Source organism: Marinobacter manganoxydans MnI7-9 (assembly GCF_000235625.1).
GTDB lineage: Bacteria > Pseudomonadota > Gammaproteobacteria > Pseudomonadales > Oleiphilaceae > Marinobacter > Marinobacter manganoxydans.
The window spans coordinates 67842-91963 of the sequence record NZ_AGTR01000011.1 but is presented as its reverse complement, the minus strand read 5'-3'; the positions used below and the strand labels follow the sequence as shown (position 1 = coordinate 91963).

At 56.5% G+C, this 24122-nt stretch carries 16 protein-coding genes and 4 pseudogenes; 10 read left to right on the top strand and 10 right to left on the bottom strand.

The genetic code is table 11. The features are described 5' to 3' along the window. The first annotated feature begins 52 nt into the window (after positions 1 to 52). Positions 53 to 2401 (top strand): heavy metal translocating P-type ATPase, encoded by a 2349-nt coding sequence (locus tag KYE_RS02310; protein ID WP_008170006.1) that lies wholly within the window; start codon positions 53 to 55, stop codon positions 2399 to 2401. Positions 2402 to 2424: 23 nt separating this feature from the next. On the opposite strand, the gene KYE_RS02305 is transcribed toward KYE_RS02310, so the two are convergent. After that, on the bottom strand, positions 2425 to 3540 hold the full coding sequence (locus KYE_RS02305) for a phospholipase D-like domain-containing protein (RefSeq protein ID WP_008170004.1): 1116 nt from the start codon (positions 3538 to 3540) through the stop codon (positions 2425 to 2427). 2 nt (positions 3541 to 3542) lie between these two features. Next, positions 3543 to 4583: a type II glyceraldehyde-3-phosphate dehydrogenase gene (locus KYE_RS02300; RefSeq protein WP_008170002.1), complete on the bottom strand. Its 1041-nt coding sequence runs from the start codon at positions 4581 to 4583 to the stop codon at positions 3543 to 3545. Between the two features lie 293 nt (positions 4584 to 4876). On the opposite strand from KYE_RS02300, the gene KYE_RS02295 reads away from it, so the two are divergent. From KYE_RS02295 to dmeF, 4 genes and pseudogenes are all read left to right on the top strand, one after another. After that, a complete protein-coding gene (locus KYE_RS02295) occupies positions 4877 to 7282 on the top strand; it encodes a copper-transporting P-type ATPase (protein ID WP_039881790.1) in 2406 nt (801 codons plus the stop codon). 100 nt (positions 7283 to 7382) lie between these two features. Then, complete coding sequence (locus KYE_RS02290) at positions 7383 to 8390, top strand: hydroxyacid dehydrogenase (RefSeq protein WP_008169999.1); 1008 nt, start codon at positions 7383 to 7385, stop codon at positions 8388 to 8390. A gap of 229 nt (positions 8391 to 8619) precedes the next feature. Beyond that, positions 8620 to 10203, top strand: a complete 1584-nt coding sequence (locus KYE_RS02285; protein ID WP_008169995.1) for a BCCT family transporter — start codon at positions 8620 to 8622, stop codon at positions 10201 to 10203. Positions 10204 to 10456: 253 nt separating this feature from the next. After that, positions 10457 to 11206: pseudogene (dmeF, locus tag KYE_RS02280) on the top strand (CDF family Co(II)/Ni(II) efflux transporter DmeF); the annotation flags it as partial. 18 nt (positions 11207 to 11224) lie between these two features. On the opposite strand, the pseudogene KYE_RS21305 reads toward dmeF, so the two are convergent. Beyond that, positions 11225 to 11326 (bottom strand): annotated as a pseudogene (locus KYE_RS21305) (metal-sensing transcriptional repressor); the annotation flags it as partial. A gap of 80 nt (positions 11327 to 11406) precedes the next feature. Between KYE_RS21305 and KYE_RS02275 the strand changes: the two are divergent. From KYE_RS02275 to KYE_RS02265, 3 genes are read left to right on the top strand one after another with little or no spacing between them, the layout of a single operon-like run. Next, complete coding sequence (locus KYE_RS02275; RefSeq protein ID WP_008169992.1) at positions 11407 to 11790, top strand: hypothetical protein; 384 nt, start codon at positions 11407 to 11409, stop codon at positions 11788 to 11790. A 48-nt stretch (positions 11791 to 11838) separates the two neighbouring features. Then, positions 11839 to 12573 carry a HupE/UreJ family protein gene (locus tag KYE_RS02270; RefSeq protein ID WP_175497415.1) on the top strand — a complete coding sequence of 245 codons (735 nt, stop codon included), beginning with the start codon at positions 11839 to 11841 and terminating at the stop codon, positions 12571 to 12573. A gap of 15 nt (positions 12574 to 12588) precedes the next feature. After that, positions 12589 to 13284: a hypothetical protein gene (locus tag KYE_RS02265; RefSeq protein ID WP_008169988.1), complete on the top strand. Its 696-nt coding sequence runs from the start codon at positions 12589 to 12591 to the stop codon at positions 13282 to 13284. Between the two features lie 156 nt (positions 13285 to 13440). On the opposite strand, the gene KYE_RS02260 is transcribed toward KYE_RS02265, so the two are convergent. Further along, positions 13441 to 14733 carry a hypothetical protein gene (locus KYE_RS02260; RefSeq protein ID WP_008169986.1) on the bottom strand — a complete coding sequence of 431 codons (1293 nt, stop codon included), beginning with the start codon at positions 14731 to 14733 and terminating at the stop codon, positions 13441 to 13443. A gap of 199 nt (positions 14734 to 14932) precedes the next feature. On the opposite strand from KYE_RS02260, the gene KYE_RS02255 reads away from it, so the two are divergent. Beyond that, positions 14933 to 15874, top strand: coding sequence for a DMT family transporter (locus KYE_RS02255; RefSeq protein ID WP_008169985.1), 942 nt, complete (start codon positions 14933 to 14935; stop codon positions 15872 to 15874). Between the two features lie 225 nt (positions 15875 to 16099). Here KYE_RS02255 and KYE_RS02250 read toward each other — a convergent pair. The 4 genes and pseudogenes from KYE_RS02250 to KYE_RS21525 form a co-directional block, all read right to left on the bottom strand. Then, positions 16100 to 17502 (bottom strand): annotated as a pseudogene (locus tag KYE_RS02250) (IS1380 family transposase). 225 nt (positions 17503 to 17727) lie between these two features. Continuing rightward, entirely contained in the window at positions 17728 to 19170 is a 1443-nt protein-coding gene (locus tag KYE_RS02240; RefSeq protein WP_008169978.1) for a hypothetical protein, read from the bottom strand. A gap of 75 nt (positions 19171 to 19245) precedes the next feature. Continuing rightward, complete coding sequence (locus KYE_RS02235; RefSeq protein WP_008169976.1) at positions 19246 to 20655, bottom strand: hypothetical protein; 1410 nt, start codon at positions 20653 to 20655, stop codon at positions 19246 to 19248. Positions 20656 to 21009: 354 nt separating this feature from the next. Further along, the gene (locus tag KYE_RS21525; protein ID WP_158217736.1) at positions 21010 to 21171 is read right to left on the bottom strand and encodes a hypothetical protein; all 162 of its coding nucleotides are present in this window, start codon (positions 21169 to 21171) and stop codon (positions 21010 to 21012) included. On the opposite strand from KYE_RS21525, the pseudogene KYE_RS21800 reads away from it, so the two are divergent. Beyond that, positions 21109 to 21441 (top strand): annotated as a pseudogene (locus KYE_RS21800) (IS4 family transposase); the annotation flags it as partial. The gene KYE_RS21525 and the pseudogene KYE_RS21800 sit on opposite strands and share 63 nt — an antisense overlap. A 533-nt stretch (positions 21442 to 21974) precedes the next feature. Here KYE_RS21800 and KYE_RS02220 read toward each other — a convergent pair. Further along, the gene (locus KYE_RS02220) at positions 21975 to 23306 is read right to left on the bottom strand and encodes a sensor histidine kinase (RefSeq protein ID WP_039881787.1); all 1332 of its coding nucleotides are present in this window, start codon (positions 23304 to 23306) and stop codon (positions 21975 to 21977) included. After that, on the bottom strand, positions 23296 to 23961 hold the full coding sequence (locus KYE_RS02215) for a response regulator transcription factor (RefSeq protein WP_039881786.1): 666 nt from the start codon (positions 23959 to 23961) through the stop codon (positions 23296 to 23298). The genes KYE_RS02220 and KYE_RS02215 overlap by 11 nt, the downstream gene beginning before the upstream one ends. Positions 23962 to 24122 lie beyond the last annotated feature (161 nt).

Sequence of the window (24122 nt, the reverse complement as noted above, 5' to 3'; positions counted from 1 at the left end):
TTTCTGGTTTATGGTCTATGTTGTCTCATATCAAAATCAAAAGGATTGATTTATGACAGTCAAGGTTATCGAGGTAGGCGGTCTGACCTCCACACTGAGCGCGAGGGGCGTTGAAAAACAGCTCTCCCGGCTGCCGGGTGTGAGCAAGGTTGAAGTGAATTACGTCGCGGGCAGTGCCACCGTGGTCTATGACGAAACGCGTACCGACCTTGAGCCGATCAAGGCGAAAGTCGTCGAGTGCGGCTATCACTGCGGCGGCGAGCTGGTGCCGAAGCACGTCTGTGCGCCGGAGGCTTCGCAAGGTAAGTCTGGTGCCGCCGCAAAACCGGCCGGTCATCATCACCCGGGCGCGGACAATACCCGCGCCGAAGTCGAAGCAGCGCCGCCCGTGGATCACGCGGCCCATGAGATGGGCCATGGCGGCGGCATGAGCATGGAAGCCATGGCGCGCGATATGCGCAATCGCTTCTGGATTGCGTTCGTCTTCAGCATCCCCATCTTTGCCTATTCGCCCATGGGCGAGGTGTTCATACCCCCGGCGCCGCCATTTGGCCTCCGCCTGGATCTGTGGCTGTTTTTCCTGGCGAGCGCCGCCGTACTCTACCCGAGCTGGCCGTTTTTCGTCGCCGCCTGGCGAGCGCTTCGCAACGGAGTGCTCAACATGGCCGTGCTCGTGGTCCTGTCCGTGGGCACGGGGTATCTGTTCAGCGTCGGCGCGACCTTTTTCTTTCCCAGTGTTCAGTTCTATGAAGCGGTGGCAGTGCTTCTGGTCTTTATCCTGCTCGGTCACTGGCTGGAGATGCGTGCCCGCGCCGGGGCCTCAAATGCCATTCGCTCGCTGATGGATCTTGCTCCGCCCATGGCGAATGTACTGCGCGACGGGCGCGAAACTGAGGTCCCCACCTCGGATGTCCTCAAGGATGATGTCGTCGTTATCCGGCCCGGTAATAAGATCCCCGTTGACGGTGAAGTCCTGGAAGGCGAGTCGCAGGTTGATGAATCCATGCTGACCGGCGAATCCATGCCAGTGCCTAAGAAGCCCGGCGATTCGGTGATCGGGGCGACCATCAACAAAAGCGGAAGTTTCAAATACCGCGCAACCAAGGTTGGTGCCGACACGGCGCTCGCACAGATCGTCAAGCTTGTGCAGGAAGCCCAGAACTCCAAGGCCCCGGCGCAGCTGCTTGCCGACAAGGCGTCCCAATGGCTGGTGCTGATCGCGGTCGTCATTGGTCTTGCGACCTTCGCGGCCTGGTTCTGGTGGATAGGTCAGCCGCTGCTTTTCGCCCTGACGCTGACCATCACGGTCTTCGTTATTGCCTGTCCTGACGCGCTCGGGCTTGCCACGCCGATGGCGGTCATGGTGGGTACCGGCCTGGGCGCCATGAACGGGATTCTGTTCAAGAACGCCGGCGCGCTGGAGGAGGCGACCAAACTCGACATGGTGGTCTTTGACAAGACCGGGACACTGACGATGGGCGAGCCCGAGGTGGTCGAGGTGGTTGCCGCTTCCGATGTGACGGTTGATGAGGTTCTCGCGCTGGCGGCCACTGTGGAACAGGGCTCCGATCATCCGCTGGCGCAGGCGATTTCGAAGCGTGCGGCAGATCTGGAGGTGCAGACATTGTCCGGCTTCCAGAACATCGAAGGCAAAGGTGCGCAGGCCGAAATCGGGGGCCGGGAGGTTCTTCTGGGCAACCGTCGTCTGATGGACGAACGCCAGGTTGCGATGAATGGTCTGGATTCCGAGGCTCAGCGGCTCCAGGGGGCCGGGCAGACGGTCGTGCACATCGCGCACGGGGGCCAGTTGGTTGGCCTGATCGCCATTGCGGATGCCCCGCGACCGACGGCTGCGGCAATGGTAGCCAAGTTGCGTGAACGAGGCGTCGAGGTTGCCATGCTGACCGGGGACAATAAGGCGACCGCCGACCGGATCGCGGCGAGCCTTGGCATCACCACCGTTCTCGCCGATGTCCTGCCGGGGCAAAAAGCAGACAAGGTAAAAGAGCTGCAAGGCCAGGGCAAGCGAGTGGGCATGGTCGGCGACGGCGTCAATGACGCCCCGGCGCTGACACAGGCCGACGTAGGCTTCGCGATTGGCGCCGGCACGGACGTTGCCATCGAAAGTGCCGACGTGGTGCTGATGAAAAGCGACCCTTACGACGTTGTGGGGGCGATTGAGCTGTCACGGGCGACGCTGCGGAAGATGTACCAGAATCTGTTTTGGGCAGTTGCCTACAATGTGATTGCCTTTCCGGTGGCCGCTGGCCTGTTCTACCCCTTTGTCATCAGCCCGGAAGTGGCGGCGCTGGCCATGTCGGGGAGTTCGGTCCTGGTCGCGGTGAATGCCATGCTGCTCAAACGGACGCGACTGGAGGGTATCCATGCGGCGGCAAGCTGAGCCCCGATCTGCGTGGGCCCACGTCAAAGCCACTTGCGTAGCAACAGGCCAAGCGTGTCATACACGGCTTTTATGAAGCCGCGGTGTTTCCAGGCGATGCCAGTGATTTCACTGGCATCCTGCAAGTCAGTTACGAACTCGTTTCTTAACTGGCCATTCAAGGCTTCGTTTGTGGAAATCAGCGTCAGTTCATAGTTAATAAACAAACTTCTGTAGTCGAAGTTCGCGGTCCCTATGCTGCCCCAGGCATCGTCAACGAGCAGTACTTTGGAATGCAATAGCCGGGGTGTGTACTCGAATATGCGAACGCCGTGTTCCAGCAGTTCCCCGTAAATGGCGCGGGCAGCCCATTGTGCGGGGGTCGAGTCGGTCTTTTCGGTGGTCAGGATCCGCACATCGACTCCCCGGCGGGCCGCGAGAGCAAGTTGTTTGCGTAATCCCCGGTCCGGTACGAAATAGGGCGTCGCCAGCCAGATTTTGTCGGATGCTCCGGCCAGTTGGTCTTTGATGGAGCACCGCAGCTGGATGCGGCAGGCGCGTGTGGTATTGGGAGTGATCCGGCTGTCACCGATGGTATGACTCTGTGGGCTCCAGTCAGGGTGACCGCACCAGAAGGCGTCAAACAGAGCGTCAGCCTCCGCCGCCAGAGGCCCCTCGAAGCACACATGCACGTCGCGCCAACGCTTTGGGCCGTAATAGCGCCTCGAGCCTTCGCGATGAATGTTGAAGCCGCCGAGATACGCTGTTTTGCCGTCAATGACCAGCAGCTTGCGATGGTCGCGACGGTTGTAACGCATCGGTTGCCGCCAGCTCCAGCGGTGAAAGCGCTGTAGACGGACGCCGGCGGCCCTGAGCTGGCGCCGGTGCAGCCGCGTAAGGACGCCACTTGAGCCCAGCGCATCAACGTGAATGCGCACGTCGAGGCCTTGGCGAGACTGCTTCATCAGTTCATCAAGCAGTTCAGTCCCCACCTCGTCCGCCGCCAGGATATACGAAGCAAGAAAGATACGCTGGCTGGCGGTACGGACCGAGCGAATCATCTCCGCATAGAGTTCGTCTCCCTCACCGAACAGCCTGAACACACCCTTCACGGCCCCGCCCTCGGGTTCACAGGCGGCGTCGCCGGGGTTGCCGTCCATATCTATAACCCCAAAGAGCCGATACCCAGGCTGTCGTTGGTGTCTCTGATCGACGTTTCCGCATCGGGTTCGGCCCCGGTAAGTGCGCGTATGGCATCGATGGTTTCCGGAACAACAATCGCCTGGTTGTCGACCATATAGGCATAGAACAGCTCATTGCCCTGCACTTTGAGCATGTCTTCCCAAAGCGCGACTTCATACAGGCTGTCGTGAGGCCGGCCAAGGTCGGCCATCAACTCCTTGACGCTGTTGATCGCGCTGAGCCCGTCACTGATCCGGATAAGGGCGATGCGGGAGGAAGTGCGAAACGCGTCGAGCACTTCGTCCTTGCTCGCCTCACGTGTCAGTTGAACGGACCAGTAGTGCAGGTGGGCCAGTGTCTCCGGAACCTTGACCGCCATGGTTACCACATCCAGGTCCGGGTCGACACTTTGGGCATCCGGGCCCTGGTGACTGGGAATCTCCGGCTCTGGCACGAGGGTATTCATGATCCCGCCCTGATGGCTCTCCCAGGGATCGGTGGCCCGGCGCAGAAGGGTTCCCCGTGCCCGGTCCAGCAAGCCGTGGCGTTTGAGCGCTGACAGGGTACGAATGATCGACGTTGTGTTGCACGATACAACGCGCGTGCCGTCACGGCCGACAGCACTCGCGTAATTGGCCTCGGCAACGAATGAATGGCCCGTGCTTTCATGTGTCTCGCCGCCATGAACGATGTACTTGATGCCAAGCCGCCGGTAGATTTCGATATTCTTGCTGGCCAGGTGTTTTGGTGTACAGTCCACCACGATGTCCGCGGCCTCAAGCAGGTCGTCAAGCGTGCCGGAGACATCAAGCCCTGCGGCCCTCATGCTGGCGGCATGCTCCGAAGTGGCGCCGTAAAGCGAGTATCCCTTGTGCAGGGCGGCCCGTGGCCGCCAGTCCGTGGCAATGTCAGCCACGCCGGCCAGGGCCATGTCTTTCTGTACGGCAACGGCGTCAGCTACCCGTTTGCCAATAACGCCATAGCCATTGATGGCGACCCGAATAATTCCCTGAACGGCCATATTTGCCTCCGGTTTCCTGAAAAAGAGTGAACGATCCTGCCAAATCCCCAGTGTAACCACAGTATAGGCAAAGGCTGAATTTCAACTGAACATCCCTGTGAATATGTATCTTGGTGCACTGGCAGTTGCGAAAAGTTGATGCCAGTCAAAAAAGAAATGGCGCTAAAGTCCTTTTCAGGTTCAGTTCAGTCTGGTGTAGTGGGATGATAAACCATCATGCGGCAATTCCATTACCGGGAGCCAGGTCGAACACTGTGTGGCTGGCCTGGAACAAACGAAAGGATGAACGGACGATGTCTGCAAAACATAATAGCGCTCGTGACGAGAATGACGAGAATACTGTAGCCGGAGAAGCAGGGGGGAAGTATACCTGCCCGATGCATCCGGAGGTGGTATCCGACGAGCCGGGAGACTGCCCCAAATGCGGAATGCACCTTGTGCCTATGGAGCAGGCCGGAACGAGCTCCCATTCCGGTCATTCGCACCATCATTCCGGTCATTCGCACCAGTGTTCCGGAGAGCATGAAAAACCGTCAGGCGATGACCGGAAATATGATCGCGTGCCGCCTGGATATTCGGGTGTGGTCTACACCTGTCCCATGCACCCTCAGGTGCGCCAGACCAAGCCCGGCGCCTGTCCTATCTGTGGCATGGGGCTGGAAACGGAGTCTGCCGCCGTTGACGATGAGGGCCCCAATCCGGAGCTGGTGGACTTCTCCCGCCGTTTCTGGGTTGCCCTGGTCTTTACGGTCCCCCTGCTGATTCTGACCATGACCCCCTATGTTGGCATCATGGCCGTTCGCGAATTCTTTGGTGAGCGGGTCTCGCTCTGGATTGAGCTCGTGATCGCCACGCCGGTGATTCTCTGGTCCGGCTGGCCCTTCTTTGTCCGGGGCTACAATTCGTTTCGCACAATGAATCTGAACATGTTCAGCCTGATTGGCATGGGGGTCGGGGCGGCCTACATCTTCAGCATCGTGGCGGTGCTCCTGCCAGGGATCTTCCCGGAAGGCTTCCGGGACTCCGAGGGTAACGTCGGCGTTTATTTTGAGGCGGCAGCCGTTATCGTCACGCTGGTTCTGCTGGGCCAGGTGATGGAGCTGAGGGCCCGTGAGGGCACAGGTAAAGCCATTCGGGCGCTGCTGGATATGGCCGCGAAAACGGCGCGCGTGATCCGGCCTGATGGCACCGAGGAAGAGGTCGCTCTGGAGGATGTGAAGGTCGGTGATCATTTGCGGGTGCGCCCCGGTGACAAGGTGCCGGTGGATGGCGTGGTTGTTGAAGGCCGCTCATCCATCGATGAATCAATGATTTCCGGGGAGCCGGTTCCGGTGGAGAAGGTCGACGGTGACAAGGTAACCGGGGCCACCATCAACGGTACCGGGAGTCTGGTTATGGAGGCGACCCGGGTGGGGGCGGATACCATGCTCAGCCAGATCGTCGAAATGGTCGCCAATGCCCAGCGCAGTCGGGCGCCTATCCAGAAGTTTGCCGATATGGTGGCCGGCAAGTTCGTACCGGCCGTGATTGCCGTGGCGGCCCTGTCCTTCGTGGCGTGGGCCATCTGGGGGCCGGCGCCGGCTCTGTCTTACGCGCTCGTGTCCGCCGTGGCGGTTCTCATCATTGCCTGTCCCTGCGCACTGGGGCTGGCCACACCCATGTCGATCATGACAGCGACGGGGCGAGGCGCCCAGGTGGGTGTGCTGATCAAGAACGCCGAAGCCCTGGAGCGTTTTGCCAAGGTGGACACCCTGATTGTCGATAAAACCGGCACCCTGACAGAAGGCAAGCCAAAGCTGGTGGCCGTGCTGCCGGAATCGAATCATGACGAGACCGAAGTCCTGAGGCTGGCGGCCACGCTGGAGAAGGGGTCGGAGCACCCGCTTGCCGAAGCCATTGTTGCCGGTGCCGAGGCACGCAACGTGACACTCGGCAAGGCCGACGACTTTGAAGCGGTCACGGGCAAAGGGGTTAAAGGGGTTGTTGATGGCAAGCCGGTGGCACTGGGCAATGCCAGGCTGCTGGAAGAACTGGGGCTGGACGGCGGCCATCTGATGGAGGTTGCCAATGCCAGGCGCGACGAGGGTGAAACGGTTATGTTTGTGGTGCTTGAGGGCGCCGTTGCGGGCCTTGTAAGCGTTGCCGACCCCGTCAAGGAAACAACGCCTGCCGCGCTGAGGGCGCTACATGCCGCGGGATTCCGCGTCATCATGGCAACGGGTGACAATGAGCGCACAGCTAAGGCAGTGGCGGGCAAACTCGGTATTGATGAGATTCGCGCCGACGTGCTGCCAGAAGATAAGGCCAGTATCATTCGCGAGCTTCAGAGCCAGGGACGCAAGGTGGCGATGGCAGGGGATGGGGTCAATGACGCGCCTGCCCTGGCCCAGGCCGATGTCGGTATTGCGATGGGAACCGGCGCGGATGTCGCCATTGAGAGCGCAGGCTTTACCCTGGTTAAGGGCAACCTCGACGGTATTGTCCGCGCCAGACGGCTGTCCCGGGCGACGATGCGCAATATCAAACAGAACCTGTTTTTCGCGCTGATCTATAACGGTGCGGGCGTGCCGATAGCGGCGGGCGTGCTCTATCCATTCTTTGGCATTCTGATAGGACCTATCTTTGCGGCGTTCGCAATGAGTGCGTCTTCTTTGTCAGTGGTGATGAACTCCCTGCGTCTGCGTCGAGAGAAAGTCTAGGCGCGAAACGACCATATCGATGACCTCAGCACAGGTAGCCCCATCCTGTGGCTACCTGTGCTGAGGTCGGAGTAAAAATGAGTTTGGCCAGGGAAAGCTAATGAAAATTGTGTTCTTTGAGGCAGAGAAGTGGGAGTGCGATATTTTGCAGCAGGCCTGCTGCAATCATGAGGTTGTTTTCACGGACGAGGAACTCGGAACAGGCAACGTTGGGCTATACAGGGACGCCGATATCATCTCCCCCTTCGTTCATTCAGCCCTGAACCATTCGGTCCTGGAGTGCTTTGAACATCTGCAGTTTGTCGCTACCCGGTCGACGGGATACGACCATATTGATCTGGATTATTGTACCAGAAATTCGATTCCGGTCAGCAATGTGCCCGTCTACGGTGACCAGACGGTAGCAGAGCATGTTTTTGCGCTGCTCCTTGCCATTAGCCACAAGATTCCGGAGGCGATCAATCGCACTCGCAAGGGGGATTTCTCACAGAAAGGCCTGCAGGGGTTTGACCTGCAAGGCAAAACCCTGGGGGTGATTGGCACCGGATCTATCGGAAAGCGTGTTGTAGAAATAGCGCAGGGGTTTCGCCTGAACGTTCTTGCCTGCGATCCCAGGCCGGATGACGTATTCGCCGACCGGTATGGCGTGTCTTACGTCGATTTGGATCGTCTTCTTGAGCAGTCCGATGTGGTGACGCTGCACGTACCTGGCAGCAAATCGGCCAAGCATCTTCTGTCGGACAGGGAGTTCGCGCGGATGAAGCGCGGGGTTGTCCTGATTAATACCGCTCGCGGCTCCGTTGTTGATACCCAGGCTTTGCTGTACGCGCTGGCGGATGGGAAAGTGTCGGCTGCCGGTCTTGATGTACTGCCGGATGAGCCCTCCATCAGGGAGGAGGCGGAATTGATCCGCTCCTTTTTTGACAAGAAACATGATCTGGAAACGCTGTTCGCCAACCATGTTCTTCAGCACATGAGAAACGTCATCGTCACCCCGCACAGTGCGTTCAATACGAAAGAGGCTGTCGAAAGAATCCTCACGACCACCGGCGAAAACATTGTTGGCTTCATTGAGGGTGCACCCCGCAATCTTGTGAACAAACACTGAGCCAGGATGATTTTTTATGCCGATGCTCTATACCTATTTGATCTGGGGTGTGTTGTTGGTGCTGCTGTCGGGATTGGTTCTTGTTGTTACCTGCAATAAGAAGATGCTGAGGATGAGCCTTGGTACCGCTCCCCTGGGGTCGTGAATTCAGATAATAACTGCAGCATTTTTCGTAATTTATACGAGCATCGCTATTGGCAGACCAGGACATAATAAAAGGCTAATCATCATGTGGAACGAAAAAGGCAATAGCCATCTCCAACAACCCATCTTGCCGTCACTATTCAGCATTGGCGCCATTGGTTTGACCCTCGCTGGCGCGCTGATCTGGCAGTCTGAGTTTGCGTATGCGCTTGATTATGTTTCCTCGTACGTGGATGGTCTGCTGCGCTGGTGGTATGTGGCACTGGTTGCGTTTCTGACGGCATTTGTTATTTGGCTAGGGCTGGGGCGTTACAAGAACGTGCGCCTTGGTAAAGACTACGAACAACCGGAATACCGGCTTTTTCCCTGGTTGGCGATGCTGTTTGCGGCCGGCACGGGTGTGGGGCTGCTGTTCTGGAGCATCGCCGAGCCAATCATGCACTTTCAGGGTAACCCTTTTACTTCGGAGGGCTTTACTCCCTCCGCTGCGTCTACTGCAATTCAATTGTCGTTTTTCCACTGGGGGCTGAACGGATGGGCTATTTTTGCGTTGGTCGCGATTGCATTCGGATACTTCAGCTATCGCCATGATCTCCCGCTCGCGCCTCGATCAGCGCTGTACCCGTTTATTGGTGAAAGAATCTTTGGCTTTTGGGGGCACGTCGTTGACGCGCTCGCTGTTTTTGCGACTGTATTTGGTCTGGCGACGACGCTGGGGCTGGGAGCCCGTCAGACTGGCACGGGGCTCAAGTGGCTTTTCTCCGTGGAGGCGTCTCTTTGGGTGGAGCTGTCGGTGGTCGCCGTGGTTACTGTAATCGCGACGATTTCGGTGGTTTCTGGGGTCAGGCGGGGCGTGAAAATATTGAGTGAGGTAAATCTTTGGCTAACGCTGATTTTACTCGCCGCCTTTATGATTATTGGCCCCTTTGATTACATGGCAGGGTTGTTGGTGCAGGAAATTGGCGGTTACCTGGATAGTCTATTGATCATGACATTCTATGTTGGCGCCAATGAACCGGGAAATTGGCAATCGACCTGGACGGTGTTTTTCTGGGGCTGGTGGCTGGCCTGGTCACCTTTTGTCGGGTTGTTTATCGCCCGGATATCCCGCGGCCGCACCCTGAGAGAGTTTGTTTTCGGGGTTCTTCTCCTACCAACGCTGGTGACTTTTGTATGGATCTCGGTGATGGGGGGCGCTGCACTCCACAGCGAGCTATTCGGGGGTGGCGGAATTGTTGAGGCGGTCAATAAAGACATCGCCTATGCACTTTTCGCGACCATTGAGCACCTGCAGACGACTGACTCAATTAAATTTTTGATGGGTCTGGTGGCAACGCTCCTTATCAGCATCTACTTTATAACGTCTGCTGACTCCGGCGCATTGGTGGTCAATATCATTTTATCAGGAGGGCAGCTTGAGCCTCCCAAGGCGTCGAGAGCAGGCTGGGCCATTGGCAACGGAGTATTGACCGCGGTATTGCTAGTGGCGGGAGGTATTGCCGTCCTCCAGGATGCGGTCATCCTCGCGGCCCTGCCATTCTCGCTGGTTATCGTTGCTATGACAGCTGGCCTGTTGAAGGCGCTGCATCATGAGCCGCTGACGGCACCCCGGGAGGGTTGTAAGCAACACCGGGCCGCTGAGCCATGGACCGGATCGGATAAGGCATGACTGCACCCCTGAAAAGCTCACAACCAGGTTCAGCGACATGACCCCTGGCCCCGTGAGCGCAGGGCTGATGAGGTCTTCCAGATCGTAAGCCATGTTGGAAAGCGATAGCACCTTGGTTTACTCGTCTTCATCGGGGGGAGGGTGAGAGTATGCCGAATTGGACACTGCCCCCTCTGTCAAGGTTGTTGAAGCCATCTGGCTACAGTAGCATTCTCATGCCATCCCCCCAGGGGGGATAGGCCAAAAGCTGGTTTTGACCCTGGCCGGGATCGTTTATGGCTCAATGGCTTTGCTGGCTGATGGCCTGCACATGGGTTCGCACGCGGTGGCTCTGGGTATTGCCGCCTTCGCCTATGCGTATGCCAGGAAAAACGCGGGCAGCGCCAGGTTCTCTTTCGGGACGGGGAAGGTCAATGCGCTGGGCGGCTTTACCGGCGCGATTCTGCTGGCTGTCTTTGCGCTCTACATGGTCATCGAGAGCGTCGGGCGTTTTATTCAGCCCGTCCCCATTTCTTTCGATGGGGCTATTTTTGTGGCCATCATTGGCCTGGTGGTCAACGGGGTGTCAGCCTGGATACTGGGGGATGCAGGCCATGATCATGGTCACAGTCACGGCCATGATCACGGTCACCACCATCATCACCATGACCACAACCGCCGTGCGGCCTACCTTCATGTACTTGCGGATGCGCTGACGTCAGTCCTTGCTATTGTTGCCCTTCTGGCGGGTAAATATGCCGGGTGGAACTGGATGGACCCGATGATGGGGATTATCGGTGCGATTCTGGTAACCCGTTGGTCCTGGCATCTGCTGAAAGAGACCTCAAAGGTCCTCCTCGACGAGCAGCATCAGGACATGGAGGAAACCGTCAGACAGGCCGTCGAAGACGACGATGCCAAAGTCAGTGATCTGCATGTGTGGGCGATAGGCCCAAACATTCATGCGGCTATTGTCTCAGTCGTCTCGCATCAGCCCGAGTCGCCTACAGTCTATAAAAAGCGCATTCAGGCACACTGCCAGTCCCTGGTCAATCATGCCAATCACGCTTTCAAGATGGCCGTTTGCCCGCTTCAGACGTTTGATAATGTTCGGGTGAGATTGATGCGTGTGATCATTTACCATTTTTAATTCCTATCCCCCACGGGGGGATGGTATCCTCCGTTCTCGTTGAAATCCAACCACAGACTCGACGCAGTAGATTGATGATTTCGGCCATTCACCCGAGAAAACTGCTTCCAACGCTCGTCATACTCCTTGCATTGGCGGGCCTGTCACTGTCGGTGATTGGCGAGTCATTCTCTCATGGTGTGGCCAACTTGGCAGGCGACTGGGAATCGCAGTTTGACGGCCAAGCGAGCAGTCATGGTGCGCATGGACACACCCATGATTTTGACGAAGAGCCAGAGACATCATCAGTGCATCATGATGCTGGCAATCATACCCACGAGACAGTGGACCAGCTAAGGGTTCCCCTTATTTCCCAAAGCCTGACCGTTCTCCGGCAGCCCGTGCCCTTTGCCGATGATTTCCCCCGCAGCTTGCGCTATCGGCTCGAACGCCCTCCAAAAGCACTCCTTTCTGCTTGATTCTTGCCGCTTAGGCGGCCCGAGAAAACACATTCGATTGGAGTCTTTATGTTGTCAAACTTGACAGGCCGATGCCGTGGTGTGTCCTCAACGGGCACAGGCAATCGCCTACTCTGGATATTTCTGACTTTGGGCTTGCTGGGGCTGAGTACCGACGTACTCGCCCATGCCGTGGCTCAGGGCGACAAGGGGTACATCCAGGAAATTACCGGGATAAACCTTATTTCGTTCATCTACCTGGGGGCCAAACACATGGTCACCGGCTATGACCACCTGCTGTTCCTGCTGGGTGTCATCTTCTTCCTCTACCAGATGAAGCACATCGCGATCTACGTGAGCCTGTTTGCCCTCGGGCATTCCACCACCATGTTGTTGGGCGTCTATTTCAACGTGGGCATCAACAGCTACCTCATTGATGCGATTATCGGTCTGTCCATCGTCTACAAGGCACTGGACAACATCGGTGCCTATCAGCGTTGGTTTGGCTTTCAGCCCAACACCAAGGCCGCCACGCTGATTTTCGGGTTCTTCCATGGTTTCGGCCTGTCCACCAAGATCATCGAATACGACATCTCGCCGGACGGCCTGATTCCGAACCTCCTCGCCTTCAATGTGGGTGTGGAAATCGGACAGCTCATCGCCCTGGCCATGATCCTCATTGCTATCAGCTTCTGGCGTAAAACCGACGGCTTTTTCCGCCATGCCTACACCGCCAACGTGGCCATGATGAGTGCAGGTTTTCTGCTCTTTGGCTATCAGCTCACCGGTTACTTTGTCGCCTGATTCTGGAGATTTTTTATGTACAACACCGATATACCCAACCGTGAAGAACTGCCCAGCACTGCCAAACTGGTTCGATCCACCATCATTGCCGCTATTGTGGCGCTGGTTCTGCTGGTAACCGTGGTCATGCCCGCCGAGTACGCCCTGGACCCAACCGGCGCAGGTCGCCTTTTAGGCCTGACTGAAATGGGTGAGATCAAGGAGCAGCTCGCCGAAGAGGCTGCTGCTGACGAGGCTGTTCAGATGGTTGCTGTTCAATCCTCAACTGAGCGACAGGCGCCGGAAGTCAATGCACCTGTCGTGGATGAAGCCGTTGAGAAGCCAGCCCCCTCACCGGAAGCAGAGGTTGCGCCTTCTGAGCCAGAATCTGCGCCTGCACCAGAAATTGCGGAACCGCAGTGGCAGGATGAAGTGCGCGTGATTCTCACACCGGGAGAAGGCACCGAATTCAAACTTACTATGGAGGAAGGTGCTACAGCCCGGTTCTCCTGGGTGTCAGAAGGTGGCCCGATCAACTTCGATACCCATGGTGATGGAGGTGGTCAGTCAATTTCCTACGAAAAAGGCCGGGGCGTGCCTGAAGACGAAGGCGAGCTGGAGGCAGCCTTTACCGGCAATCATGGCTGGTTTTTCAGAAATCGGAACGACAACGACATCACTCTGGTACTGCGTACCGGAGGAGACTACGGGCAGTTTAAAAAGATGTTGTGACGTTCACCAACGAATAAGCGCCGAGGGGTCTCCGGGCCTATGCTTTCATAGGTCCGGACCGTGCTTAAGTAACTTAATGTTCTACAGTTCGCTAAACCAAAAATCTGGAATTCTTCATTAATGCGATCAAATATTGGCTCATTGAAAAGGTAATAATCACACCTGAAAAACCGGAGCGAATCCACCTCCGGGGGTACGAAAATTGGTTGTCTGGCCTTGGTATATCCTCGCCGCAACCAGCATACTTTTGCCGGCGTAGGTATACAGCCGAATGTCGACTTTTCGGGTGACCACTGCATCGTCAATTCTCAGGGTTCGTTCTCCAGCGGGGACAAGGTCCTGGGCGATGTAGCCACCATTCAGGATGTTCTCGAAAACGCGCCGGGTTAGTTTGTCGCCCCGGTAGACGCCTTTGCTGCCATGGCCGGCAACCGGCTTGAAGAACAGATGACGTCGCGCACTCCACAACTCAGCCGCGTCGTTCCTCGAAACCTGCCTGGTTTTCGGCACGGCTCTCTCCAGGTAGCCTGCATCGGCCTCATTGAGCCCCCAGTCTCGAAGGGAGTGGGGTGCGGATAGCAGGGCCAGGTTTCGCTTGTCAGCCAGCACAGCGTGCACATGGGGATTAGGCGTTACCACCACGGCGCCATCCAGATAGGCATGCCTTAATGCCGCATGGGGCGCGGCGTCCAATGCGAAGTCCACCAGACGGTTGTAGACCATATCAATGGGCTTACCGCGGGCTGTCAGCGTACCGCCGGCATACTGAAGCTCCTGTGGATCGAGTATCAATGTATCAATTCCTTTGGCTCGGAGAATCTGTTGGGCCAACTGGAATTCGGGGAACATAAATTGTGTCTTTGGGGCATCGTCTACTATGGCCAGGCAACTGGGCCCGAAATTGTCGTGCTGGCTTTGCCACTCCTGTTTGAACATTGAGAACACCGCGTCCTCGAATCCGTCGAGCGGCTGCTGGGGTGTTGTGGGTTGTTGAGATGGGTCGCAGCAATTGCGCTGGGCTCTCGACAAGACAAGGTTCAGGAAGGCGCCACCGGCGTTGGTGTTGATTTCGATCAGCCGGGGGCCGTCGGGGCCCAGATGAAAGTCATAGCCCATGAACGCCCCTATGGGGCCGGGATCGAAGCGTGCGATTTCCGGTGCCCAGGACAGTACACGCTCACGGTACGACGGAAGTTCGGTGGCTGATTCGATCGCCTGAACGATCCGTTCCATCGTCGCTATGTCGGCCCGGGGGAGGAAAACCGGTGTGTTTGAAAAAAGATGGTGGAGTTCGGAGGCCGTGGATGGTTCGTTTCCAGCGTCCGCCAACTGAGTCAGCAGGCTTTTGTCGAGGGCTTTGCGGTCGAGAGTGACGCAGTAGCACTGTTGGTTAAGTCGATCCGCGTGGGTATTGGCCGTCCGTTGGTAACCGTGGGTCGAGTCTTGCATCTGGAGCCCGTAGCTGAGGTGGGTTGTTCGGCGTGTGGAAGCGGGTGTCAGTTATCATAAACGGTCTGGACTATAGTGTCGGTATTAATCCTCGTCAAACAGATGTCAGGTAACGGTTTTCAGGTCTGTTTCAGCTTCGTGTGCTGGGGTAATTCGCTGACCTGTGCTCGTTGAACGGAGGTGCCGGAATTTGGAGGCGATGGTGAGCCAACCCCTGTCGATGCGCACGGTTGCCGGAATGATCCTGGTTGCGTTTCTCTGGGCAATCTGTTTTCCCTTTATCGTGGTTGGGCTCCCGGACGCGCCTCCGCTGCTTTTTGCCGCTTTGCGAGCGTTTTTAGCTGGCCTGGGTCTGATTCTGATCGCATTCAGGCAAGGTGGTCGCATCAGCTATTCGCCCCGGCAGTGGATGATTTTGACTGTGATTGGCTTAAGCTACACCGGCATGGGGCTGGGAGGTATGTTTCTCGGAGCTGGAAAGCTGGGGCCGGGCGTCGCGACGGTGTTGGCTAACGCTCAGCCCTTATTCGCGGCGGTGTTATCGATCTTTATCATTAAGGAGGTCGTAACCCGCCGCATGTTTGCGGGTCTGCTCATCGGTTTTGCCGGGGTGGTCGTGCTGGCAATGCCGGGACTGGACTTTGGAAACGCCCGTTTCATCGGTGCGGTCTACGTGCTCGGTGGAGCAATTGGAACGGCGATAGGGAACGTCTTGCTGAAATATCAGGCTGGCAAGGACGATGTTTTCTGGGCGATGGGCATTCAGCTCCTGATCGGTTCTGCTTTTCTGGTCATGGCTTCCATCGGTCTTGGTGAGGGCTTTGAGATCGACTGGACCTGGTCTTTTGCCACAGCCATATTTGTCCTTGCCATTCCGGCGACTGCCCTGATGGTAGTGCTTTGGTACGCCCTGCTGGCCAGCGCTCCCTTGAACCGTCTCAACCCCTTTACGTTCTTGGCGCCGGTCTTCGGCCTGCTCATCGGCGTGTTTGCGTTTGATGAGACGTTCAGTCTGACAGAAATTACGGGGATGGTGATCACGGTAGCGGGGTTGCTGGTCGTCATAAAGACACCCCCTGGGCCGAAGCGTATCGCTGAAGCTGAATACGTGGGTGCGATTGATTCCAAAAAAATAGAATGAACAATATCTATCCCGAATGTTTCATAAACCGTCCGAATAAGCACTCAATTCCGCAGTCGAAGCGCCCACGCGGGCCGGTTATGAGAACCGCTCTTATTAAGAGATTCAGATTCACCTCCGGGCCGACAAACCGTCCCCTTGAATCGCTTACTATTTGAGCAATTCTGATGCCCAGACGTGCGAAAGCCTCCCGAGGCCGGGATTGCGATGAGTGCCGACGGCCGCTCAGCTGGTGTTTGGCGAGGGCCGGGGTAGGCGGTATAACCGTTCGGTGATCGTGTGCAACAGGGCCTCGACCGGGCAGCTACTGGGCAGGTGGAGCTTGATGCGGTCTTTGTACTGCGCCACCCGCACGGCCAGCTTGAACAGCTTGATGATCACCGTTGAGGGCTGGGCCCGGGACAGCTCGGTGCCTTGCAACAGCTCGGTGCGCAAGGCCTGGTGCAGCACATAGGCGGCGCAGGAGAAAAACAGGCGCATGTGGTTAGCCGCAAAGCGGCAATCCGAGGTGCGGTCGCTGGCCAGATCGTTTTTCATCATCTTGATGAAATTCTCGTCCTGGCCCCGGGCGCAATACAGCTCGGTGTACAGCATCTCCGGGGCCGGATCTTTCAGGGAGGTGACAACGAAGCGGGGGTTATCGCCGAGTCCCATGACTTCGGCTTTCAGGACAGTGCGAAAGTTCTGCGGCCAGGAGCGGGCCTGATAGTCGATCTCGTGGAAGGTGCGCGAGCGTTGCGGCGGCTCCTGTTCGGCGAGGCGGGCGTTGTGGCAGCGGGTGTCGTGCAACCGGCGGGTACGCTCCAGGTGTGGCTCGGCCAGTTTTTTCAGGCGGCTGTTGCCGGTCAGGCCGAACAGAAAATCCGTGTACGGATCGTCGAGCGCCAACTGCATCAATTCCACGTTGGCAAAATGAGCGTCACCTCGCAGCAGGATGCGGGTCTCGGGCCAGTGCTGGCGCAGCCGCTTGAGCACCCGCTTGAGGATCATCGCGTTCTCTGCCCCCTTCGGGCGTTTGCCGGGGCGCAGGGCGGCGGTGATGAACTTGCCCGACAGGCCCTCGAACAGAAACAGTGGCAGGTAGCAGTGACTCTGGTAATGATGATTGTAAAACGCCAGCTCCTGTTGGCCATGTGTCTGGTCTTCGGAATGATCCATGTCGAGTACGATCATCTTTGGAGGTTTGGCGTAGCTGGCGACAAACTGTTCCACAAATGCCTGGGCCAGGCGGTAAAGGTCGCGATTGTTAGCGGCATTTTCCAGGCGCGAGAAGGTCGGAGCGCTGGCCAGATCCTGCTCAGTGTCAAGCGGCTTGCGCTCGGCGCCGAGCTTGAACATCGGGTCACGGCGCAGGGTGTTGGCGTCGTTGGCATCGGCATAGCCGCAAGCGATCTGGAAGATCCGTTGGGTCAGCAGAGCACCAAGCGAGTGGTCGATGTAGGACGCGTGACGGCGGTCGTCAATGGCCTGCCCTGGGCCAGTCGATGGATCAGGCCGATCTGCTGGTCAACGCCCCGCAGCAGCAGGGGGCCGAAATCGGATGACAGCGCCCCGCCCTCAAAATCAGCCCGTACGGTAAAGTCGGCAAAGGGAGGAAAACGCAGTTGAGTTGGGATAGAATTGGACATGGGTGAGCCTTGTTTAGCTTCTTCCGAAGCGTTATTGGTCTAACTCCCATTATATCAATGGGATAAACAAGGTTCGCCTTTTTTTATGAATAATTCGGGTTAAGTTGATGACGGTGCCTCACTTATGACCGGTTGATTCACGAGAACTGCGAACGTCGTCCCCACTTCGACACCAAGAACGGCGGCGCTGCCCGTCAACCATTACATTACCCGAGCTGCGGGTGGTTATTGGTTGGTAGAATCTTGTTGAATACGAAGACTCGACCGACCTGAACCATCGGGTTTGTCATTTAGCAGTAAAATGGCGAGGCGGGCGTTATTGGGGCCCTTCATTACTGTAAAGTCGAGGATAAAGTTCCCCACGGCGGCAAATGGCTCTGACACCTGTCCTGAGCGACTATCGATTGCCACTATCCGATCCGCCCCTTCCGCTTTGGTTCCGAACAGAGACGTTTTTCGGCCCCGCACCTGGGTATAAGCGATATCACCCTTGATTTGCACTCGCCGTGCCAGCGGGACCGCCCGCTCCAGGACGCGATCACTCTCAGCAAGCCCCAGTGGATACTCCGGCTGCTCCAGTTTCACGTAGACCACAGGAAATGTGATCTCTCCCAGCGAGTCTGAATAGGGTGCGCTCGTTACCTCCGTTTGCGGCTGTCCAAAACCGCTCCGATATAATAACCGGTCATTATCATCGAATGAGAACGCGGATGCGTCGTCAATGGGGGTGTCCCGATAAATATTATTTAACCCCAGGAATGCCGGTGTTTTGGCAATGCTGAATGCGCCGTCATTGCCTTCCAGTTGGTGCACCTTGCCCGCAAAAGCCTCATAAACCCCGCGCCGTTGCAGATAGGCGGTATTGTTGTTAATGCGCAGATAGGCCTGCAAATCATCGCTGACCGGCCTAAGAGCGCCGTCGTCCAGAGCCAATACCCAGGCATGCAGCCTGGTATCGATGCCATCAAAAGCAGCCAGATTATTCTTGCCCCATACTGCGACGATCTCCGGGTTGCCGTCCGCGTCAATATCGCCGGCATCCAGGTACAAAGCGTCCAGGTTCGTATCGGGCGGTCTGAATTCAGCGACCGGCTTTAAAACCTGTCCGTTATCAATGTCATAGACCGATAACCCCTTCGAATCTAACAGCGCCACCCGCAAAATATCGGGGTTAGGCTGATTTAATGAAACAATGCGCAGCGGCTGTTGATTCAGGTCAATACGACGGTCAGGGACAAAGTTGCCAACCGACGGTCGGCTAGCCGGCCGCACCGTCTTATTGGCGTAGTTCGTGGCCGTCGCCCCGGCAAGCTGCCGCTGTTCAGCGCCGATGGTCATGCCGTCCCGCGTACGGTTAAGCACCAGTGTCGCCATCCCGTTTGTCACGGTTAAGCGCAACTCCAGCGCACTGACCGGAGAGTCGGCATGTCGCCCCAGGGTTATCTGATAGCCGAGACTAACGAGCCGTCGCAGCAGTTCCAGTGACTCCAGGGCGAGCCTGCGGTCATCACCGGTCATGATGAAATCGATGGTTTTGTTACCGTCCCACGCGGCTAATGATTTCTCTGTCTGAGCCCATTGCGCATGGGCTGTTGGCAGCCAGGCGACAGACAGCAGCCAAATGAGCAGGACGGGGAGCCTGGAATTGATCTGAGCGATGCCGATCATATTGCCTCCAAAAAAAGGCAAACGATACAAAGGTATCGTTTGCCTTGCTACTTGATCGCTGTTCGTATGACCGGTTTAATACGCCCAGTTCATGCTCAGCGTATTAACGTAGGCACTATCATTGGAGTTGGTCTGATCTTGAATGCCGTCACCCGGAACGAACGTCGAGAGGATGTAATCCATCGAGAAGTTCTGGTTGAAGGCGTACTTCAGCTGCAGATCCACGGTAGTACCGGCATAATCATCAACCTTTTGGCCGGGGTTTTTGGCATTGACCAGGTTGCTGGTTTCATCAAACCAGATCATGAACAGCTGCGCCTTGTAAGACAGGTTCGGTGCCACACTGGCTAACGCGCCCTTGGTGCCGAACGCGAGGATCTGCGACCCCGGGTTGATACCCGATGCACCGTTACCGATGCCGCCGTAACCCTGTACGCCCGCGCCGCCAGTACGCTCCGGCGAGTAGGCATACAGTGTTGCGCCATAACCGGTGCTCAGGTTTTCGCCCAGGATGTTGCCGTCCATGCCCATCAGGCCACTGAAGCGGCCGATATCGGTGATACCGTTAAAGCCTTCGACCTTGTTGTCGGTTGCGTCACTGTCGCCCTGGGTATATCTGACCGCCACATAGGGACTGAAGCTGTCGTTGACAGGGAGTTCGATACCGGCGTAGGCAGCCGCGGAGCTCAGGTCACGCTCACCGACAGTGCCATCGGCGCCGATCACTTCAAACGACAGGTTGGCACCACCAATCTTGCCGAAGCCTTCCAGGCCGAAATAGGTCACATCGGCATTTCTATCGACGTTATCGCTATACGCCAGGATCGGGCTGAGCGTCCATTCCGCTACCTTCTGACTTACCTTGGCGCTGTAGACGCGCCAGTCTCCTGCTTCACTGGAGCCGGTATTTACCCTATTGTTGATCGGAATATAGAGCACTTCGTAGCTGGTATCGTTGTTCTTGCCCCGCAAGCCGACGAACGGGTGATCGTCACCGTACAGAAGGCCGCCGGACTGCAGATCGAGATAGCGTATGTCCCAGCCCGCCTGCAGCTGCACAGCCGGCGCAAGCGAGTAGAGGAACTCGGCGCGTTCGATACCGAATTCGCCACCCGCGTTGGGCAGGCCGTTCTTTTCTGCTGTAGTATAAAAACTCCGGTCAACGTTGTCTTTGGTCAGGGTCTGATCGGCCTCTGCGATCATCTTGACCGACCAGTCATCGCCGGCGGCTTTCCAGCCCAGACGCGTTTCGGAACGGGTATGAGCGCCGTTACCACTGACAAGGCCCCCTTCATTGAGCGTCGCGCCATCTTCTTTTTGGTCATCAAAGTCAAAATTGGAGTAATAGGTCGGTTTGATCTTGGCGGTACCAAAGAACTCGAGCTCTGCGGCGTTACTCTGGGCCGTTCCGAGGCCGAGTGATGCCAATATCGCAGTGGCAAGGGTCAATTTCTTGAAAGACACGGGCTTAGTAGACTTAGACATAGGCGTACTCCTGTAATGCTTTTTATAGCATTTTTGTTATTGGTCTGCTTAGCAAAGCATGCCGGTTTTAGCGTGTCAAATAATTATTGAACTTTAATAGTCCTTTGCTGTCTCCCCATTCTGGTCGACCGACGAAAACCGTCCGCACCGACCCGTTCTTCAAGTCGGCTATGGGCATCAAGCAATTGCCTTCCTCAGCCCGGATGTTCCGATACGGCACCCGGCCAAACGCCGCCGCTTGAGAGCGGTCATGCAGGAACTGATGTATATGGCCTGCCGCTTGATCCACAGCCAACGTCATTGAATTAGTGACTTTTATCGATAAATACCATACAATTATCGCTCACACACTCCTTATGAAACACCCACAAAAGCCAACGGTTGACACCCCCAGCCAGGTCCTGACCAAAAATTGTACATAAAATAACCAACCTGCTTGATGGTCCCGCCTTTATCGCCCAGCACCGTCAGCGCCGTCAGGATTTCACCCGCCACTGCCACCTGACCTTCAAGCATCTGGTGCTGTTCCTGCTCAACCAACCCCAGTCCGCCTTGCAGACCGAACTGAACGGCTTCTTCCAGCAGGTCACCGATGCTGCCCTGGAGTCCTGTCACGTGACCGCCTCTGCCTTCTGCAAGGCCCGCCAAAAGCTGGATCCGGCCGTGTTCGAGGCCCTGAACCAGGCCATTCAGGCTCAACTGGATGCGCAGGGACTACGCCTGCTGGCCATCGATGGCTCCATGGTGCGGGTGGACCCGCATCCTGAGATTGCAGTGGTATGGGGGCAGGATCGGGACATCTCAGGCAAGGGGCAATACACGAAGATCTACTCACAACTTTTCGAGGTCTCCGGGGAGGAGCTACGGGAAGAAACCGGAAAAACAGAAAATGTTGCCATAAGGTTTATTAATAACCAGTTGCATGTCCAGCGATATGAATTGCTTGCCGGAGACATCGGGAAACTGATGGTTGCCTCTGTGAAGGGTTCAGGGATCGGAGCTGGCGAAGAGAGTTCGTCGCTTTCTGACAGAGAAATCTTTTCAGTTTTCCCCATCGACGACGCTACGAGGGTTAGTGTCGCGGAAAGCTATCGTGAACTGCAGTCTCCCGGTGGGAAGCCTTTCCCCAGGATTGAGTTGGGTAGAGTTTCTTTGCCAAGGGTCGCTATGCCATTAAAGGAGAGGAAAATCGTTACTACTCCCGATTACGCTTATTCTGTTAACGAACAATACCTTTCAGTCAGGGAGCTAGCCACATATACATATACAGTGTCCCGTCTGGCTAATTCGTCGACCCTTTAAAAGCGTCAGATAGAGGGTCAATTAGGAATCTCGACAGTCACTTGCAAGCCGCCACCAGAAGCTGTTGAGAAGGTAACCTGCCCACCGTAACGCTCAACGATTTCTCTCGCTATGGCGAGCCCAAGGCCGTGCCCCGGTGTTTGTTCGTCCAGACGTAGCCCGCGCTGACCCAGGCTGGTCATTTCGTTTTCGTTGACTCCTGGGCCATCATCGGTCACGACCATGCGAGTTAACCCGTTGTCTTGTGATAAGGAAAGTTCAACGTAACTGTTCGACCATTTTCCCGCGTTATCCAGCAAATTTCCCAGGATCTCGTTCAAATCATGCTCTTCAACCGGCCAGCGGCTTTCCTCGGGAAGGGCGCTGGACAGCTCAAAGGATTTTTCCGGGTACAAACGGCCTAGCATCCAAAGAAGATCCCGGGCCTGCTTCAAGGGGTACGCACTTTTTCCAACCTGCGGGCCGGCGAAACGACTGCGCCGCATTTCCGCTTCAAGCTGTTTGTCGATGTCATTCAGCCGGGCTGCCATCTGGTGTCTCAGATCGTTGTTTAGAGGGTGGCTTTTGTCGTCCAGAATCTGCCGGACAGCTGCGATGGGTGTTTTAACGCTGTGGGACAAGTTTGCCAGGGCGTCTCGTGAGCGCTCCAGTCGCTGATCCAAAGAGTCGAGCAACTGGTTGAGCTGCTCCACAAGGGGCTGAAACTCCTCGGGAGACTGGACGTCAATACGCGAAATTTTGCCATCCTGGAGCCTTTTTAGTGCAGCCTTGAGTGTTACAACAGGGCGCATGGATAGGGTAATGCCGAACCAGATCACGGCGACCAGAAGCAGTATCAGCAAAACGGAGACGATGGCAGTCCAGGCATGCAGTTCTGCCTGACTGCGTTTCAATGCGCCGAGATCCTCGGAGACAATCACAGTGATAGGCGTTTCGCCTACCTGGAAGGATTTTCGATAGGCAAGGATATCCGAGGGTGCGTCAGCTATTTCTGTGTCGTGCACCCGAAGGGTTCCGTCATTGCCGGACTCAATCAAGGGCGTTAAAAGAGGCGCCCAGGCCTCGGGCGAAATGATTGTCCCGGAGGGCGACCGTATGGCAAAGGCGTGATGGAAGACATCCTGGAAGTAATCACCGGTCTGGAGCGTATCCACGCGACCATTCGACGTGCGAATCTGGTGTACAAGGAACGCGACTTCGTCCTTGAGCCTGCTTTCAACGAATTCCCTGGACATCCGTTCCAGCAACAAGCCGTGCACCAGCCACGCAAGAACCATCAGGCCAATGCTGGCCGGCAATAGCAGGGCAAGCAGAGTTCCCTTGACTGACGCTGGTTTCCTATGAAACATCGTTGAACAGATACCCCTGGCCGCGCCGTGTTGAGATGGTTTTGGGGCCTACCAGCTTCCTTAGCCTCCGGATATAGGCCTCGATGACGTTTTCACTCGGGTTGTCATTAAGGTTGTAAAGCTGTTCCATCAGCTGCTCTTTCGAGAAAACCTGGCCAGGCCGGCTCATCAGGCAGCGCAACAGGCGGAACTCGGTGCCTGTCAGGGGGTGTTCCGTGCCTCCCTCCAGTTTCAGGCTCTGGCGATTCTCGTCCAATTCAAAGCGGCCGGCCTTTACCAGGGAATGGACTCTTCCTTCGCTTCGACGCACTATGGCGTTAAGGCGGGCGATCAGCTCTTCGGTCTGGAAGGGCTTGGCCAGGTAGTCGTCTGCCCCGGCCTTTAGACCATTGACCTTATCATGCCAATCGTCCCTTGCAGTCAAAATCAATACAGGAAAGCTGACGCGGTTCGCTCGCCATTTTTTCAGCACATCCAGACCGTTACCATCGGGCAAGCCCAGATCCAGTATGCTTATCCGGTAATCCTCCTGCTCGCCAAGAACGATAGCCTCTTTCGCCGTGTAGGCGGCATCCACACTGAACCCTGATTTCTCTAATTGGCGTGTGAGGCCTTGTGAAAGCAAGCGATCATCTTCGACCAATAGTAATCGCATAGTTGTTCCTTTCCAGTGGCAATATGACCGGCGCAGTCTCGCTGAAGCGCCTGAATCCAGCCTGAATAATAATTATTTTGGTATTTTCAGCAAGAATTCAGGTTAGTGAGCGATGGTATCAGCCGATTCTGGACATTGCTCAAGTTTCGGGGCAAGTGTGA

Coding starts and splice junctions, on each gene's coding strand:
- KYE_RS02310 (WP_008170006.1), top strand. CDS start 53: ATGACAGTCAAGGTTATCGAGGTAGGCGGTCTGACCTCCACACTGAGC.
- KYE_RS02305 (WP_008170004.1), bottom strand. CDS start 3,540: ATGGACGGCAACCCCGGCGACGCCGCCTGTGAACCCGAGGGCGGGGCC.
- KYE_RS02300 (WP_008170002.1), bottom strand. CDS start 4,583: ATGGCCGTTCAGGGAATTATTCGGGTCGCCATCAATGGCTATGGCGTT.
- KYE_RS02295 (WP_039881790.1), top strand. CDS start 4,877: ATGTCTGCAAAACATAATAGCGCTCGTGACGAGAATGACGAGAATACT.
- KYE_RS02290 (WP_008169999.1), top strand. CDS start 7,383: ATGAAAATTGTGTTCTTTGAGGCAGAGAAGTGGGAGTGCGATATTTTG.
- KYE_RS02285 (WP_008169995.1), top strand. CDS start 8,620: ATGTGGAACGAAAAAGGCAATAGCCATCTCCAACAACCCATCTTGCCG.
- KYE_RS02275 (WP_008169992.1), top strand. CDS start 11,407: ATGATTTCGGCCATTCACCCGAGAAAACTGCTTCCAACGCTCGTCATA.
- KYE_RS02270 (WP_175497415.1), top strand. CDS start 11,839: ATGTTGTCAAACTTGACAGGCCGATGCCGTGGTGTGTCCTCAACGGGC.
- KYE_RS02265 (WP_008169988.1), top strand. CDS start 12,589: ATGTACAACACCGATATACCCAACCGTGAAGAACTGCCCAGCACTGCC.
- KYE_RS02260 (WP_008169986.1), bottom strand. CDS start 14,733: ATGCAAGACTCGACCCACGGTTACCAACGGACGGCCAATACCCACGCG.
- KYE_RS02255 (WP_008169985.1), top strand. CDS start 14,933: ATGGTGAGCCAACCCCTGTCGATGCGCACGGTTGCCGGAATGATCCTG.
- KYE_RS02240 (WP_008169978.1), bottom strand. CDS start 19,170: ATGATCGGCATCGCTCAGATCAATTCCAGGCTCCCCGTCCTGCTCATT.
- KYE_RS02235 (WP_008169976.1), bottom strand. CDS start 20,655: ATGTCTAAGTCTACTAAGCCCGTGTCTTTCAAGAAATTGACCCTTGCC.
- KYE_RS21525 (WP_158217736.1), bottom strand. CDS start 21,171: ATGCTTGAAGGTCAGGTGGCAGTGGCGGGTGAAATCCTGACGGCGCTG.
- KYE_RS02220 (WP_039881787.1), bottom strand. CDS start 23,306: ATGTTTCATAGGAAACCAGCGTCAGTCAAGGGAACTCTGCTTGCCCTG.
- KYE_RS02215 (WP_039881786.1), bottom strand. CDS start 23,961: ATGCGATTACTATTGGTCGAAGATGATCGCTTGCTTTCACAAGGCCTC.